Genomic DNA, 16,230 nt, shown 5'->3' with positions numbered 1-16,230 from the left:
CGAGCACGGCCAAGGGGTGGGTTACCACGCCGATGGCACCGGCACACGGTCGAACAGGAGGTGGAGCGCCGTGCAGGGACTGATTCTGCAGTTGACCCGTGCCGGGTTCCTCCTGCTGTTGTGGCTGTTCGTGTGGGCAATCCTGCGCACCCTCCGCAGTGATATCTACGCGGCCTCCGGCATACGGCTCCAGAATCGGGGACCGCGCGGTTCCGCGGTGCTGCCGTCCATGCGCCGAGGCCAGAAGGGCGCCAAATATCTTGTGGTGACTCAAGGTTCTCTCGCCGGTACCCGCATAACCCTGGGTACCCAACCGGTATTGATCGGCCGTGCGGACGATTCGACGCTGGTGCTCACCGACGATTACGCCTCCACCCGGCATGCCCGGCTGTCCCTACGCGGTGACGACTGGTACGTCGAAGACCTCGGCTCGACCAACGGTACCTACCTGGATCGCGCCAAAGTCACCACCGCAGTCCGCGTTCCGCTCGGCACTCCTGTCCGGGTCGGCAAGACAGTGATCGAGCTCCGATCGTGACACTTGTTCTCCGCTACGCAGCGCGCAGCGATCGCGGCTTGGTCCGCGCAAATAATGAAGATTCCGTCTACGCGGGCGCCCGGCTGCTGGCCTTGGCCGACGGCATGGGCGGGCACGCGGCGGGTGAAGTCGCGTCGCAACTGATGATCGCCGCCCTGGCGCATCTGGACGACGACGAGCCCGGCGAAGATCTACTCGGCAAGCTCAACCGGGCCACCCATGCCGGTAATTCCGCGATCGCCGAACAGGTCGAGGAAGAACCCGAACTGGACGGGATGGGCACCACGCTCACCGCCATCCTGTTCGCGGGCAAAAAGCTCGGCATGGTCCATATCGGCGACTCTCGCGCCTATATGCTGCGCGACGGCGAACTGGCCCAGATCACCCGTGACGACACATTTGTCCAGTCGCTGGTCGACGAGGGCCGGATCACCCCGGAGCAGGCTCATACCCATCCGCAGCGGTCGCTGATCATGCGTGCCCTCACCGGTAACGAGATCGAGCCGACGCTGGTCGTGCGGGAGGCCCGCGCCGGGGACCGCTACCTGCTCTGCTCGGACGGCCTCTCCGATGTGGTGAGCGATGAGACCATCGCGAACACCATGCGTGAGGGCAGCACCGACGAATGCGCCGACCGGCTCATCGAACTCGCGTTGCGCAGCGGCGGCCCGGACAATGTGACCGTTGTCGTCGCGGATGTCATCGACCTCGACTACGGCCAGAGCCATCCGATCGTCGCCGGCGCCGCATCCGGTGAGGCGGAGGACAATCCGCCGCCGAACACCGCGGCCGGGCGAGCCGCCGCCATGCGCCCGCCGGCCGCCGCACCGCGGCGCACCGCGGGCGAGCCCGAACCACCACCGAAGAAGTCCCATAAGCTGCGCTGGCTGTTGCTCGCGGTGGCGCTGGTGTTCGCGGTGGTCGTCGGGCTGGTCGTCGGGTACAAGATGATCCGGTCCAACTACTACGTGGGCGCGGACAACGGCAGTGTCGTGGTCATGCAGGGACTGCCGGGGTCGATCCTGGGTTACTCCATCCACGAGGTGAACCTGGTCGGTTGTGTCACCACGAAGGGTGATCTCACCCTGGCAGAGGGTGGGGCACCCGTTCCGGATGGCTGTCGCCAATTGCAGGTCAGCGATCTGAAGCCGACCGGACGCGACCAGGTCGAACGCGGTCTGCCGCCGGGCACGCTGGACAAGGCCCGGGAACAGATGCGCGTTCTGGCCGACCGTGAGTTGCTACCGGTGTGCAAGAAGAGCGGCTCGGACGCCCAGCCGGGTGTCGTGACCACCACGCCCGCACCGGCGCCGCCGGCCGCTCCGACACCCACCGAGGCGGCACCGCCGGCTCCCGCCACCCAAGCACCCGCACCCGGCCAGAACGGCGAGAATCCGGCACCGCCGACCACCACCGCGCCGGCGCCGACCACCACCGCTGTGCCCCAGACGCCGGGGGAGAACTGCCGGGTGACGGACTGATGTCCGCACCGGCACCACCGTCCGCCGGGGCTTTTCCGAGTCCCCCGGGCGGTTTCGCTGCAGCGCCACCACCGACGTCGCGGCGTAATACCGAGCTCCTGCTACTGGGTTTCGCGGCCTTCATCACCACGGCCGCGCTGTTTCTGGTGGAAGCCAGCCAAGAACAATCGTTGACCTGGGATATCGCGAAGTACGGGCTGGCCTATCTGGGGCTTTTCGGGGTCGCGCATCTGGCGGTGCGCCGGTTCGCGCCCTACACCGATCCGCTGCTGTTGCCGATCGTGGCACTGCTCAACGGTATCGGCCTGGTACTCATCCACCGGCTGGATCTCGCGGACCAGCAGACGGCGGCCTACAACTCCTGGGAGATCCCGTCCCCCGACGCCAACCAGCAGATCCTGTGGACCGCGCTGGGAATCGTGCTGTTCGTGACGCTGCTGATCGTCTTGCGCGATTACCGGACGCTGGCCCGCTACTCCTACACGCTCGGTCTCGTCGGGCTGGTGGCCCTCGCGATACCGGCATTGCTGCCCAGTTCGCTCTCCGAGGTCAACGGCGCCAAGATCTGGATCCGGCTGCCCGGGTTGAGCCTGCAGCCCGGCGAGTTCGCCAAGATCCTGCTGATCATCTTCTTCGCCTCGGTCCTCGTATCCAAACGTGAGCTGTTCACCGCGGCGGGCCGGCATTTTCTCGGGATGGAGTTCCCCCGGGCCCGGGATATGGGCCCGATCCTGGCCGTCTGGATCGTCTGTATCGGGGTGCTGGTCTTCGAAAAGGATCTGGGCACCTCGCTGCTGATCTTCGGGACCGTGCTGGTGATGCTCTACATCGCCACCGAACGAGTGGGCTGGCTGCTGATCGGCGGCGGCCTGCTCGCTCTCGGTTTCGTCTTCGCCTACCAGCTGTTCGGGCATGTCCGGGTGCGGGTGGAGACCTGGCTGCATCCTTTCGACGACTACAACAACACCGGCTACCAGATCGTGCAGTCGCTGTTCGGTCTGGCGACGGGTGGGCTGGCGGGCACCGGCTTGGGCAGCGGGCGGCCGTCGCAGGTGCCGTTCGCCAAAACCGACTTCGTCGTCACCACCATCGGCGAGGAACTCGGCCTCATCGGCCTGACCGCCGTTCTGATCCTTTTCCTCATCCTGATCCTGCGCGGTATGCGCACTGCGCTGGCGATTCGGGACAGTTTCGGCAAACTGCTCGCCGCCGGGCTGGCGTTCACCCTCGCCATCCAGATCTTCGTGGTCGTCGGCGGGGTGACCAAGTTGATCCCGCTCACCGGTCTCACCACACCGTTCGTCTCCTACGGCGGTTCCTCGCTGCTCGCGAATTACATTCTGCTGGCCCTGCTGATCAAGATCTCCGATGCGGCCCGGGAGCCCGCCCCGGCCCGGCGGCGGGAGCCCGCCCCGGCCCCGCTGGCCGAGGCGCAGACGGTGATGGTGTCACGACGGCAAGGGGGTCAGCAGCGATGAACACACCAGTGCGCCGAGTGGCCATGGCGGTCATGGCGATGATCGTGGCCCTGCTGCTCAACGCCACCTATGTCCAGGTCATCAAGGCCGACGACTATCGCGCGGACCCGCGCAATTCCCGAGTCCTGCTCGACGAATACTCGCGCCAGCGCGGGCAGATCTCCGCGGGCGGCACCGTGCTGGCCAGCTCGGTCGCCACGGACGATCGATACAAGTACCTGCGGGTCTATCCCACCGACCCGTCGGCCTTCGCCCCGGTCACCGGCTTCTATTCGATGCAGTACGGCAGTACCGGCCTCGAACGTGCCGAGGATCCGGTGCTCAACGGGTCCGACGGGCAGCTGTTCGGCAGCCGGTTGGTGGATCTGGTCTCGGGCCGCGACCCGCGCGGCGGCAATGTCGTCACCACGATCGACCCGGTGATGCAGCAGGTCGCCTACTCCGAACTGACGAGCAAGGGCTACACCGGTTCGGTCGTGGCCATCGAGCCCAGCACGGGCAAGATCCTGACCATGGTGTCCACACCCAGCTACGACCCGAATCTGCTGTCCGGGCACGACGGCGCCCAGGGCACCGAGGCCTGGGAGACCCTGAGCGCCGACGAGAACCAGCCGATGGTCAACCGCGCGATCTCGCAGACCTACCCGCCCGGCTCCACCTTCAAAGTGGTGGTCACCGCGGCGGCGCTGTCCAACGGAGTTGCGAACCCGCAATCCCAGTTCACCGCGGCGCCGAACATCACGCTGCCGGGTACCAGCACCACCCTGGAGAACTACAACGGCTCCACCTGCGGTTCCGGCGCCACCGCGACCCTGTACGACGCGTTCCGCCGATCCTGCAACACCGCGTTCGTAGAACTCGGTGTCGATGTCGGGGCGGCGGCGCTGGAAGACGAGGCCGCGGCGTTCGGAATCGGCCCGCATCGCGGTATCCCGATGCCCGTCGCCGAGAGCACCGTGGGAAATATCCCCGACGACGCCGCACTCGCGCAGAGCAGCATCGGCCAGCGCGATGTGGCTCTCACTCCACTCGACAATGCCGTGATCGCGGCTACCGTGGCCAATGGCGGTGTGCGGATGGAACCGTATCTGGTCGACCAACTGCAGAACCCGGACCTGAGCGAACTGGCCACCACCGAACCGGTCTCCGTCGGTCAGGCCGTGAGCGGCGAGGTAGCGTCTACGCTGACCGACCTGATGGTCGCCTCGGAGGAGAACACCGCTGGTAGCGGCGGGTCGGCCTATCGAATCGCGTCCAAGACCGGTACCGCCGAGCACGGCGCCGATCCACGCAATACCCCACCGCACGCCTGGTACATAGCGTTCGCACCGGCCGAGAACCCGAAGATCGCCATCGCGGTCATCGTGGAGAACGGCGGTGACCGGGCGCTGGCCGCAACCGGTGGGTCGGTCGCCGCGCCGGTTGCCCGGGCGGTCCTGGACGCAGGTCTGCGAGGTCGCTGAACGAGATGGATGTGCGAGTGAATCTGCGGGGAAACCGATGCTGACAAACGGCGCGATGATCGCGGACCGCTACCGGCTGCAGCGCCTGATCGCCACCGGTGGCATGGGCCAGGTCTGGGAAGCACTCGACACCCGGCTCGATCGCCGGGTGGCGGTCAAGGTGCTCAAATCGGAGTTCTCCGCCGATCCGACCTTCCGGCACCGGTTCCGCACCGAGGCCAAGACCACCGCGCAACTGAACCATCCCGGGATCGCGGGCATCTACGACTACGGCGAAACCTATGACCCGCAGGGCGGTGAGACCGCCTACCTCGTGATGGAACTGGTCCAGGGCGAGCCGCTCAACACGGTGCTGAACCGCCTCGGCCGCCTGTCCGTGGTCCAGGGTCTGGACCTGCTGGAACAGACCGGACGTGCGCTGCAGGTCGCTCATCTGGCCGGTGTGGTCCACCGCGATGTGAAACCCGGAAATATCCTGGTTACGCCCACCGGCCAGGTCAAGATCACCGATTTCGGAATCGCGAAGGCGGTCGACGCCTCGCCGGTCACCAAGACCGGAATGGTGATGGGGACCGCGCAGTACATCGCACCGGAACAAGCCGTCGGTGAGGACGCCACGGCCGCCAGTGATGTGTATTCGCTCGGTGTGGTCGGTTACGAGGCACTCGCCGGACAGCGGCCGTTCACCGGCGACGGCGCCCTCACGGTCGCGATGAAACATGTGCGCGACGTACCGCCGCCGATGCCGACGGATCTTCCCCCGAATGTGCGCGAACTCGTCGAGGTGACCCTGGCCAAGGATCCGGGCCAGCGCTACTCCGACGGCGGCGAATTCGCCGACGCCGTCGCCGCGGTGCGCTCCGGGCGGCGGCCGCCCCCACCGCGCAACCTGGCCGCTGCGGGGCCGACCAGTGTGATCCCGGCGCCGCCACCGCGCTACGACGATCCCGCGACCGTTCGGTACACCACCCCGCCCGCCGTGGTAGCCGGACCGGAAACGGTGATGGACCATCACGGCGCGCACGAAGCCGACCCTGCCGACTACCGCGACGGTGCCGGTGGCGGCGGTCTCGGTAAGAACCAGAAGTGGATGATCGGGCTGGGAATCGGCGCGCTGCTCCTCGGCGGAGCCGTGCTGTGGCTGCTCTTCGGTGGCGATACGAACCCCGCGGGAACCCCGCTCGAAACGTCGTCGACCGTGCCGACCACCCGGCAGTTGCCGCCCCCGGTCACCACCACGTACGACGTGACCGAGCCGCCGGTCTGGACATCGACGGAGCAGTACACCACCACCCAGCCCCCGGCGACGACGACCACCGAGCCGCCCGCGTCGACCACGACACAGCCACCGACCACCACGTCGGAGACCACCACCGCACCGACAACCACCGAACAGACGACGACCGAGGAGACGACCACCACCCGTCGTTTCCCCGTACCGGATATCGATCTGCCCGAATTCACCCGGGAACAGAGCAGCTCTCCCCTCGACGTGCCGAGCCACCATCAAGGACAGCCATGACGACCCCGAAGAATCTCTCCTCTCGCTACGAGCTGGGCGAGATCATCGGATTCGGCGGTATGTCGGAAGTTCACCTCGCGCGCGACCTGCGGCTGAACCGCGATGTCGCGATCAAGGTGCTGCGCGCTGATCTCGCCCGCGACCCCACGTTCTATCTGCGCTTCAAACGCGAGGCCCAGAACGCGGCCGCGCTGAACCATCCGGCCATCGTCGCGGTGTACGACACCGGCGAAGCCGAAGTCGACGGCGGACCGCTGCCGTTCATTGTGATGGAGTACGTCGACGGCGACACGTTGCGCGATATCGTCCGCAACGAGGGACCGCTGCCGCCGCGCCGGGCGATGGAAGTGATCGCCGATGTTTGCGCGGCGCTGGATTTCAGCCATAACGCCGGGATCGTGCACCGCGATATGAAACCGGCCAACATCATGATCAACCGGGCCGGCGCGGTGAAGGTGATGGATTTCGGTATCGCCCGGGCGATCGCCGACGCCGCGAATCCGATGACCGCGACGGCCGCCGTGATCGGCACCGCCCAATACCTGTCTCCGGAGCAGGCGCGCGGCGAAACCGTGGACGCACGCTCGGATGTCTACTCGGTCGGTTGCGTCCTGTTCGAAATCCTCACCGGGGAACCACCGTTCACCGGCGATTCCCCGGTGGCCGTGGCCTATCAGCACGTGCGCGAGGATCCCCGGCTGCCCTCGCTCGTCTACGAGGGGGTCCCGCGCGAGCTGGACTCGGTCGTACTCGAAGCGATGGCCAAGAATCCGGCGAACCGGTATCAGAGCGCCGCGGAGATGCGTGCCGACCTGATCCGGGTGCTGGGCGGGCAGAAGCCGGGCGCGCCGATGGTGATGACCGACGAGGATCGCACCACGATGCTCGGTCCGGCCGAACCGCCGTCGCGCGGCCACCACCGCGCGGACGACGATATCGATGACTACGACTATGACTACGACTCCGATTCCGGTGGCAATCGGCGCCGGACGGCCTATATCGCCGCCGGCGTGGTGGCCGCTGTCGCCGTCGCGTTCGGCCTGTTCTGGATGCTGATCGGGCCGGGCGCCCGGCCCGATCAGGTGGCCGTACCGGACCTGTCGAATATGTCCGCCAGCGAGGCGGAGCAGAAACTGGATTCGCTCGGCTTCGATGTATCGATCCAGCCGAGACCCGACGGCAAGGTCAGTTCCGGGAATGTCATCGCGACGCAGCCGCTCGGCGGTTCCCGTGCCGACGAGGGCAGCACGATCACCCTGCAGGTCTCCACCGGACCGCAGCAGGTGCCCGTGCCCCGGCTCACCGGCCTGACCCAGGACGAGGCCGCGCAGGAACTCACGAACGCCGGATTACAGGTCCACCCGGATGTGAAGCGCGGTCCGTCCAGCACCCAGGACAAGGACAAGGTCATCGGGCAGGAGCCCTCGGCCGGGATCGAGTTGGACGCGGGCAGCCAGGTCACGCTGACCATCGGCTCCGGACCGGAGCAGATTTTCGTCCCGGACGTGGTCGGTCAGCTGATCGACCGGGCGCAGCCGAACCTCGAGGGCGCCGGTTTCAAGGTCGAGATCGAACAGGTTCAGTCGGCCCGGCCACGCGGTGAGGTACTGTCCACCGGGCCGACCGGCGGTTCTACGGCCGACAAGGGCTCCACCATCAAGGTGCAGGTGGCACAGAGCGATCGGATTTCGATGCCGAATCTGGTCGGCCTCTCCTCGGCCGAGGTCGTGGACACGCTGCGCGAAAGCGGTTGGCAGGGCAGCGTCAACCAGATCCGGCAGATCACCCAGATCACCCTGAACGGCGATCAGGCGGGCAAGGTGCTGAGCCAGCAGCCCTCGGCCGGTACCACCGTGCCGTCCTCGACCACGGTGACCGTCAACACCGGCGTACTTCCCCTCGGCTGAGGTGCGTGTGCCGCCAGGCCGTCGGCCCGGCGGCACATGGCCGGTGTTCGGGGCCCCGGCTCAACCCGTCCGTGCGGGTCCGGTCACTGGACGCTGAGCCCGGCGACCTCCGCCTCCAGCATCTCCACCAGGCCCTCGGCGGGCCGCTCCCCGCAGACTTCCAGCCAGTTCGCCAGCATCCGGTGTCCGCCCTGGGTCAATACGGATTCCGGATGGAACTGCACACCGTGGATCGGCAGATCGTGGTGCCGCAGCGCCATGACGATCCCGCTTTCGGTACGACCGATCACATCGAATTCGCTCGGCAACGTATCTTCCACCACGGTCAGCGAGTGGTATCGGGTCGCGGTGAACGGGTCGGGTAATCCGGCCAGTACACCCGTCCCGATATGGAACACCGAGCTCGTCTTACCGTGCAGCAGTTCCGGGGCCCGGGTCACCGTGGCTCCGAAGGCCGCCCCGATGGCCTGATGGCCGAGGCAGACGCCGAGCAGCGGAGTCTCCTGCCCGGCGCAGGAGCGGACGAGGTCGATACTCGCCCCCGCACGCTCCGGTGTGCCGGGCCCGGGGCTGATGAGGATCCCGTCGAAATCGCGGGCCACAACATCGGTATCCGAGAGCTCCGGATCGTCGTTGCGCCAGACCACGGCCTCGACGCCGAGCTGCCCCAGATACTGGACCAGGTTGAACACGAAGCTGTCGTAGTTGTCGACGACCAGAACTCGCATGCACAAAGATTACGTGCCGGACCCGGCGGGCACCTGGTGGGATAGCCTTGGGGCACGACCTGCACGCTGAACACGAGGACATCATGCCCAAGTCGAAGGTCCGCAAGAAGACCGACTACACAATCAACCCCGCCAGCCGCACGCCGGTGAAGGTGAAGGCGGTGGGCCCATCGCCCGTCTGGTACGTCACCGTCATGCTCGGCTTCATGCTGGCCGGGCTCGCCTGGTTGCTGGTCTACTATCTCGCGGCCGATCAGATCGGCTGGATGAGCGATCTGAACGCCTGGAACTTCCTCATCGGCTTCGGGCTGATGGTGATCGGCCTGATCATGACGATGCGGTGGCGCTGAGCGTACCTCCGCCGCATTGCGGCCAGGTGCGGATCGGTGGGTGAGCCGCGCTCGCGGCAGCCTTTGGACCAGGGATTACACGGGTGTAATTAATGCACACCTGTGGATAAACCTGTGGATAACTCTCGAGACGGAATGGGGAACACCGCGTGCAGCCCGAGAGCACACCACCACGTCTCACCTGGACGACCCCGCTACCCGCGCTGATCGCCGTCGCGATCGGCGGCGTAATTCTCGCGGTCGCGGCACTGCTGACCACTGAGGTACCCGGAAAGTTCCTGCTCGGGATTGCGGCGGTGGCGCTGTGGACCCTGGCCGCACTGGGTATCCGGCAACGACCGCGGCTCGCGGTCGTACCGGGTGACCGGCCGTTGCTGGTGCTGCGCGGCCTCACCGGTGTCACCGAGTACACCCGCGACCAGATCCTGCGGGCCCGGGTGGTCGGGTACCGCCGGCTCGGCCGCAAATCGCCGATGCTGGAGATCGATGTGGATCACCTCGGTACCGAACGCCTGCTGATCTTCGGCCGCTGGGATCTCGGTACCGATCCGGAAGACGTCTACGAAACGCTCCGCGCGGAGCTTCGACTGCGCGGCGAATCGACCCGCTGACCCCTCCGGCCGGGCGAGAACCACCGGCCATCGCCGGACTTCTCCATGTTTCACGTAAAACATGGGGACGGTCTGCCCGGCCACGGTACTCACGACAGCGAGGCTGCCGCCAGCCCGATCACCGCCAGCGCCGCCACGGCCAGGACCGCGAGTGCGACCACCCCGACCGTCCGGGCCTTTTCCGGGGTCCGGGCCCGCACCCACTGCGGTAGGAACATGATGCCGAGCGTGGCCAGCGTGCCCGCGGCCAGACCACCCAGGTGGCCCATCAGCGAGATCCCGGGCAACGAAAAGCTGATGAACACATTGATCCCGATCAGGATCAGCATGCTGTTCGGGTTCTGTCGCAGCCTGATCAGGATCACCGTGATCGCGCCGAACAAGCCGTACACCGCACCCGAGGCTCCGGCCGTGAGACTGTTCTGCGCCAGCAGCATCACCGCCGCCGATCCGCCGAGCAACGAGATGAGGTAAACCGCGAGGTAGCGCGCCCGGCCGAGGACCAGTTCGATATCGCGTCCGACGACATAGAGCGCGAACATGTTCAGCAGCAGATGGATCAGGCCGTAGTGAAGGAAACCCGAGCCGACCACGCGGAACCATTCCCCGGCGGCGACGGCCGGCGGGTACATCACCCAGTCGATGAACAGCGCCGACCCGCGCTGATTCTCCATCAGGCTGCGCGACTGTGCGGCGGTGATCGCATAGACCACGACATTGAGCGCAATCAGGACGTAGGTGACATACGGCGTGGCAGTGCGGGCGGCCACCGAGCCCGATGCGGTGCGTACCTTACGGGTGCCGCGCTGGTCGGCGCGTATGCAGTCGACACAGTGCTGACCGACCGAGGCCGGCCGCAGACATTCCGGGCACGCGGGACGCCCGCATCGGGTACAGGCCAGCCCGGTGGGACGGTCGGTGTGCCGGACACACACCTGGGCCGGCGGCGAAGGCGGCTGGGGGTTCACCGGAAAGCCCGGTGGATGGACGGCTGGGGGGTCTCTCGGTGCGTGACCGGCCCGGTACGGCGTGTCGTACTCACCAGCCCATCGTGCCACGCGCGCGCCGTGCCCGTCGCTCGCCGAAAGCCGCCCGCGACCGGCGGGCAGAGCCCGATGACCTGGCAGTCTGCGCTATCGGCGCGGCTGTGTCAGAGTTGAGCCATGAGCTCGAGCCCACTACCGTCCGGTCGTTCGCGCTATCGGCTGCTCGCTGCCGCCGCGGTGGCGGCAGCCGGGGGTACGGCCTGGCTGGTCCGCAGTAAACGTCCGCAACCACCCGAGCCCGCTCCCGCGCCGCCCCGCATCGGACAGTCTCGGGCCGGCACCGCGACAGCCACCACCAACGGGGCGTCCGCGAACGGGGCCGCCCCGGCGGCTGACAGCTGATCGGAGGCTCAGCGGCTCACCGTCTTGCGGTACTGCCGCAGCGCCAGCGGAACGAACACCGCCAGGATGATCACGACCCAGATCAGGGTCGTCGCTATCGGATGTTCCAGCGACCATGCCGTCGAACCGTCGACCACCGGTGACGAGTTTCCGAACAGATCGCGAGTCGCCTGGGCGAGCGCCGATACCGGATTCCATTCGGCGAAGATCTGCAACGGTGCCGGCAGATCCTGCAGCGGGACGAAGGTGTTCGCCAGGAACGTGAGCGGGAAGATCACCATGAAGCTCGCATTGTTGAACACTTCCGGGGTGTGGACCACGAGGCCGACCACGGCCATGATCCACGAGATCGCGTACGCGAACAGCAGGAGCAGCGCGTAGGCCAGTATCGCGTCCAGTACGGATCCGCGGATCCGCCAGCCGACCACCAATCCGGTCAGCGACATCACCACCAGGCTGACCACATTGATCACGACATCGCTGACGGTGCGGCCGATCAGCACCGAGGACGGCGCCATCGGCAGTGAGCGGAACCGGTCGATGATGCCCTTCTGCATATCCTCGGCCAGGCTCAAGCCGGTGAAGGTGGAGCCGAATACGACCGTCTGGACGAAGATGCCCGCGACGAGGAACTCCCGATAACCACCCTCGAGCCCCGGCACTTTGATCGCGCCACCGAAGATGTAGGCGAACAGCAGCACGAACATGATCGGTGACAGCGTGCTGAAGATCAGCACATCGGGCACGCGCTTGATCTTGATGACATTGCGCTTCGTGACGGTCAGGCTGTCGCTGACCACCATCGACACTCGCTCGGCCAAGGTCGGAGTCTCCCGGTAAGCGCCGGTGGCCACCGCGGTCATCTGCTTTTTCCTTCCACTGCCTCGAGGCTCTCGGCTGCCCCGGCCGCCTCGGTTCCGGCGGCGGCCGTCCGCGCCGCCGGATCGGTAGTACCCGGCTCTCGGTATTCCGCGCCCTCGTCCGGCGCTTCCCGCGTCTCGGCCTCGTGGCCGGTGAGCGAGAGGAAGACATCGTCGAGCGAAGGACGCCGTAATCCGACGTCGTGGATCTTCACTCCCCGCTCGGTCAGCCTGCCGATCGCGTCGACCAACGCCTGCGACCCGTTACTCACCGGTACCACCACCCGGCGCAGTCCGGGTTCGAGATGTATTTCGCCGTCCGCGAGCGGCGCCAGCGCGTCCTGGGCGACAGTCAGGTTTGCCGCGTGGTCGACCGTCAATTCGATCCGGTCCCCACCGACCATGCTCTTCAGCTCGTCCGCGGTACCGCGGGCGATCACCTGACCCCGGTCGATCACCGCGATGGCGTCGGCCAGCCGGTCGGCCTCCTCCATGTACTGGGTGGTCAGCAACAGGGTGGTGCCTGCGGCGACCAATTCCTCGATCACATCCCACAGGTCCAACCGCGCGCGCGGGTCCAGGCCCGTGGTGGGTTCGTCGAGGAACAACACGGGCGGATTGGCAACCAGGGCGCCGGCCAGGTCCAAGCGGCGGCGCATACCGCCGGAGTAGCCCCGCACCGGCCGGTCGGCGGCATCGCTGAGCCCGAACCGCTCCAGGAGCTCGCGCGCCCGTTCCTTACTCCGGCGCGTTCCCATGTGATACAGCCGCCCGACCATTTCCAGGTTCTCGAAACCGGTCAGGTACTCGTCCACCGCCGCGTACTGACCCGAGGCGCCGATCCGGGACCGCAACGCACGCGGGTGCGCGAGAACATCGATCCCCGCCACCGTCGCGCGCCCGGCATCGGGGACGAGCAGGGTGGTGAGTACCCGGACCGTGGTCGTCTTACCGGCACCGTTGGGGCCCAGGAGCGCGGTCACCGTGCCCTCGGGCACGGTCAGGTCGAGCCCGTCCAGGGCGCGAACCTTCCGGCCGTAGTGTTTGACGAGACCCTCGGCGACGATTGCGTCGGGCATGATTCTCCTGAATGAGTGGTTGAGCAGGGCGGATATCATGGGTCGCCGGCAGCGATATCGAGCCACCGACCAGGAGCGCATCCGGCCACCGGCCGTACTTCGAGCCAGTATCGTCGCGGATGCCGGTGTTTTCATCCGATTTATCCGGTTGTCCCCCAACCCCCGGTACGAAAAAGGGTCACGCCCCGCCCCGACTGTGCTCGGGGTAGCCGGCACGGGGCGCGACCGGTTTCGATCTTCGCCGCCCCGAACCGCATGGTCGCGCGTAGCGGACTACTCGATTCCGCGGGCGGCGGTACGCGGATCCGTACCGTGTCGCCGCGGAGGTGTCGGAGTTCACTTCCGGGATGCACAGCCGAATACTGGCATCGGGGTCCGACAGATTCAGCCGTCCCCGGTCCGCTGCCGTACCCGCGCCCCGCGGAATTACCGGTGCGGTGACTGCTTCGCAAAACCCTGCGCGACAAGCGGTTCGGCAGCTACTGATCAGTCCCGGCTGTAACGGCGGCGCACTGTCGCTGCGCCGCCCGGACTCCTTGTGAGCCGCACCAAAAAAAGTCCGAAACTACTGGGCCTCTTGTACGCGCAATCGCGGATCATCGCGTAGGATCGAACGCGTCGGCCCCTCCCCCCCGGGCCGACCTTATGCGGGCCTCGGCTAACTCCCCCCCTTCGCCGAGGCCCGCTCTCATGTCCGGGTCCGCCGCCGTTCCACGTGCGAATCCCGCCTCCTCACTCTCGCCGCCTGCCTGCCGGACACGGCCGATTGGCCCTGCGACGCCATCCTCGACCGCATGATCGGTACTCCCGCCAGCCCGCAATAGTGAGAGATTTGGAGTATCATCGTCTCATCAGATCGATGCAGTAGATCAAGGGAGATCCGCAATGACCGCGTCCGTCGACGTCGAAGCCATCGACACACACGCCCCCGCGGAGCGTCGTCCGTTCGGTCCCGGCACTCGGACATGGGAAGAAACCGGCCTGATCACCTTCTCGCTCACCGCGGGATCGGCCTTCCTGTTGCAGACCATGGAACCCACCATCTCCGCTGTGGTCGACGCTCACTCGACCTTCCGCACCGACCCGATCGGCCGCGCGCTGCGCAGCCTGTCCGCGGTCATGATGTGGACCTACGGCGGTGACGAATCACTCGGCGAAACCGACCGCCTGCGCAAGATGCACGCGACGCTGAACACCACGGATGACAAGGGCACACGGCATACCGCACTGTCCAGCGGTCCGTGGGCCTGGGTGCTGCACACCGGGACCTTTGCATTCGCCGAGAACGCCGAATATTTCTCGCAGCGTCCACTGACCGACGCCGAGAAGGAGGACTACTACCGCGAAGCGCTGCAGCTGATGCGGAACTTCTCGGTCCCGCCGAAGGAGCTGCCGGCGACCTATACGGACTTCGAGAAGTTCTTCGCGGACCAGGTGGAGAACCACCTCGAAGCGACGCAGACCTCCAAGGATTACTTGAAGGTCATCCGGACGATCGCCCCGCCCGCCCAGCTGCCACGTGTGCTGCGTCCGGTGTGGCGCACGCTGACCGACCCCTTCGGCCGGATGCAGTATTTCGTCACCGTGGGTACCACTCCGGAAGCGGCGCGGCGCAAACTGGGTCTCACCTGGAGCGAGTCCGACGAGCGCAAACTGCGGATCCTCGGCTGGTTCATCGCCCGGCTGGTTCCGCTGCTGCCGGAACGGCTGCGCTACTTCCCGATCGCCTACGAGGCCCGCAAACTCGAACGCGACAAGGCCCGGCTGCGCAAGGTGATCGACACCCGACCGCTCTGACCCCGCCGCTCCCGCCTTCAGCAACCGGCCCCCGGATCGACTCGATCCGGGGCCCGTTTCTGTATCGATACAATGCGGGTCAGGCGAATCGACAGGAGCAGCACCCCGTGACCAGCAGCACGACCATACTTCCGGACTACCAGCAGGTGGTTCGGCTGCCGCGGGAGCTCGGACCGCTCACCGTCCCCGAGAGCTTCCGGGACGAGAACGACCATATGAACATCAAGCACTACTTCGATCTGTGCGTCGAAGCCGCGGGCAAGGTCTTCGAAAGGGTCGGCATCACCGACGAATACCGCGCAAGCCGGGGCGTCGGGTTCTTCACCGCCGAGCACCATATCCGCTACCATGCCGAAACCCGGATCGGCGAACAGATTTCGGTGTACGTGCGGGGAGTGGATCGCTCCGACAAAGTGGTGCATGTCGTGGCCATGCTGGTGAACGACACCACCCAGCGGCTGAGCTGCACGCTAGAGGTCACTGCCATCCATGTGGACCTGCGCACCCGATCGGTCACGCCCTTCGCGGCCGATACCGCCGCGGCGATAGATCACGAGTTCGCGCTTTCCGACGCGGACTGGCCGGTGCCGATCTGCGGAGCGATGGGGATCCGCCGCTGACCTTCCGCGTCCGCCGCGGCGGACGCGTTGTGCTCGAGCGCGGTTACGCCGTATCGGCTCCGCCGCCGGCATCGGAAGGTCCGGTCGCCGCCGGGCGAACCGTCACCGCCTCGTGGCCACGCGGCCGGGCGGTGCTGACGAACACCACCGGTTGCCCGGCGTGCAGCGTCCGGTAACCGTCGGTTTCGATGCACCGGTACTCCACGAAGACCTGCTCGGTCCCGTCGTCGGGCTTTATGTAGCCGAACCCTTTCTCGGAGTCGAACCAGAAGACCCTCCCGCGTCTCCAATCCGATCGGTCGATCCCGGGTGCGGCAGACTCCGAAGGGGTCATCACCTGGTCTTCTCCACTCGTTCCGTCAGGGTCGACACCATCAAACGTACGCCCAGGGCGCGTGGACGTCACGA

At 66.7% G+C, this 16,230-nt stretch carries 16 protein-coding genes; 11 read left to right on the top strand and 5 right to left on the bottom strand.

Annotated elements, in window-relative coordinates:
- Positions 1–70: 70 nt before the first annotated feature.
- From ACIA75_RS03705 to pknB, 6 genes are read left to right on the top strand one after another with little or no spacing between them, the layout of a single operon-like run.
- Entirely contained in the window at positions 71–538 is a 468-nt protein-coding gene (locus ACIA75_RS03705; protein ID WP_397099539.1) for an FHA domain-containing protein, read from the top strand.
- A complete protein-coding gene (locus ACIA75_RS03700; protein ID WP_397099537.1) occupies positions 535–2,019 on the top strand; it encodes a PP2C family protein-serine/threonine phosphatase in 1,485 nt (494 codons plus the stop codon). The genes ACIA75_RS03705 and ACIA75_RS03700 overlap by 4 nt, the downstream gene beginning before the upstream one ends.
- Complete coding sequence (locus ACIA75_RS03695) at positions 2,019–3,497, top strand: FtsW/RodA/SpoVE family cell cycle protein (RefSeq protein WP_397099534.1); 1,479 nt, start codon at positions 2,019–2,021, stop codon at positions 3,495–3,497. Before ACIA75_RS03700 ends, ACIA75_RS03695 begins: the two co-directional genes overlap by 1 nt.
- Positions 3,494–4,960, top strand: a complete 1,467-nt coding sequence (locus ACIA75_RS03690) for a peptidoglycan D,D-transpeptidase FtsI family protein (RefSeq protein WP_397099532.1) — start codon at positions 3,494–3,496, stop codon at positions 4,958–4,960. The genes ACIA75_RS03695 and ACIA75_RS03690 overlap by 4 nt, the downstream gene beginning before the upstream one ends.
- Positions 4,961–4,997: 37 nt before the next feature.
- Positions 4,998–6,482 (top strand): serine/threonine-protein kinase, encoded by a 1,485-nt coding sequence (locus ACIA75_RS03685; RefSeq protein WP_397099530.1) that lies wholly within the window; start codon positions 4,998–5,000, stop codon positions 6,480–6,482.
- Positions 6,479–8,389 (top strand): Stk1 family PASTA domain-containing Ser/Thr kinase, encoded by a 1,911-nt coding sequence (gene pknB, locus ACIA75_RS03680; protein WP_397099528.1) that lies wholly within the window; start codon positions 6,479–6,481, stop codon positions 8,387–8,389. The genes ACIA75_RS03685 and pknB overlap by 4 nt, the downstream gene beginning before the upstream one ends.
- A gap of 83 nt (positions 8,390–8,472) precedes the next feature.
- Here the strand turns inward: pknB and ACIA75_RS03675 are convergent, their stop codons facing one another.
- On the bottom strand, positions 8,473–9,117 hold the full coding sequence (locus ACIA75_RS03675) for an aminodeoxychorismate/anthranilate synthase component II (protein WP_397099526.1): 645 nt from the start codon (positions 9,115–9,117) through the stop codon (positions 8,473–8,475).
- An 83-nt stretch (positions 9,118–9,200) separates the two neighbouring features.
- Between ACIA75_RS03675 and crgA the strand changes: the two genes are divergently transcribed.
- Positions 9,201–9,467, top strand: a complete 267-nt coding sequence (gene crgA / locus ACIA75_RS03670) for a cell division protein CrgA (protein ID WP_397100895.1) — start codon at positions 9,201–9,203, stop codon at positions 9,465–9,467.
- Positions 9,468–9,616: 149 nt separating this feature from the next.
- On the top strand, positions 9,617–10,078 hold the full coding sequence (locus ACIA75_RS03665; protein WP_397099524.1) for a PH domain-containing protein: 462 nt from the start codon (positions 9,617–9,619) through the stop codon (positions 10,076–10,078).
- 89 nt (positions 10,079–10,167) lie between these two features.
- Here the strand turns inward: ACIA75_RS03665 and ACIA75_RS03660 are convergent, their stop codons facing one another.
- A complete protein-coding gene (locus ACIA75_RS03660) occupies positions 10,168–11,046 on the bottom strand; it encodes a rhomboid family intramembrane serine protease (RefSeq protein ID WP_397099522.1) in 879 nt (292 codons plus the stop codon).
- A gap of 195 nt (positions 11,047–11,241) precedes the next feature.
- Between ACIA75_RS03660 and ACIA75_RS03655 the strand changes: the two genes are divergently transcribed.
- Positions 11,242–11,466: a hypothetical protein gene (locus ACIA75_RS03655; RefSeq protein ID WP_397099520.1), complete on the top strand. Its 225-nt coding sequence runs from the start codon at positions 11,242–11,244 to the stop codon at positions 11,464–11,466.
- Positions 11,467–11,474: 8 nt separating this feature from the next.
- Here ACIA75_RS03655 and ACIA75_RS03650 read toward each other — a convergent pair whose 3' ends face one another.
- Complete coding sequence (locus ACIA75_RS03650; protein ID WP_397100893.1) at positions 11,475–12,269, bottom strand: ABC transporter permease; 795 nt, start codon at positions 12,267–12,269, stop codon at positions 11,475–11,477.
- 56 nt (positions 12,270–12,325) lie between these two features.
- Positions 12,326–13,405: an ATP-binding cassette domain-containing protein gene (locus ACIA75_RS03645; RefSeq protein ID WP_397099518.1), complete on the bottom strand. Its 1,080-nt coding sequence runs from the start codon at positions 13,403–13,405 to the stop codon at positions 12,326–12,328.
- A gap of 885 nt (positions 13,406–14,290) precedes the next feature.
- Between ACIA75_RS03645 and ACIA75_RS03640 the strand changes: the two genes are divergently transcribed.
- Both ACIA75_RS03640 and ACIA75_RS03635 read left to right on the top strand, forming a co-directional pair.
- Entirely contained in the window at positions 14,291–15,202 is a 912-nt protein-coding gene (locus ACIA75_RS03640; RefSeq protein ID WP_397099516.1) for an oxygenase MpaB family protein, read from the top strand.
- Between the two features lie 107 nt (positions 15,203–15,309).
- A complete protein-coding gene (locus ACIA75_RS03635) occupies positions 15,310–15,822 on the top strand; it encodes a thioesterase family protein (protein WP_397099514.1) in 513 nt (170 codons plus the stop codon).
- Positions 15,823–15,865: 43 nt separating this feature from the next.
- On the opposite strand, the gene ACIA75_RS03630 is transcribed toward ACIA75_RS03635, so the two are convergent.
- The gene (locus tag ACIA75_RS03630) at positions 15,866–16,156 is read right to left on the bottom strand and encodes a cold-shock protein (protein ID WP_397099512.1); all 291 of its coding nucleotides are present in this window, start codon (positions 16,154–16,156) and stop codon (positions 15,866–15,868) included.
- Between the last annotated feature and the right edge of the window lie 74 nt (positions 16,157–16,230).

This window comes from Nocardia sp. NPDC051750 (genome assembly GCF_044453135.1).
GTDB lineage: Bacteria > Actinomycetota > Actinomycetes > Mycobacteriales > Mycobacteriaceae > Nocardia.
This window is presented reverse-complemented; position numbering and strand designations above follow the sequence as displayed.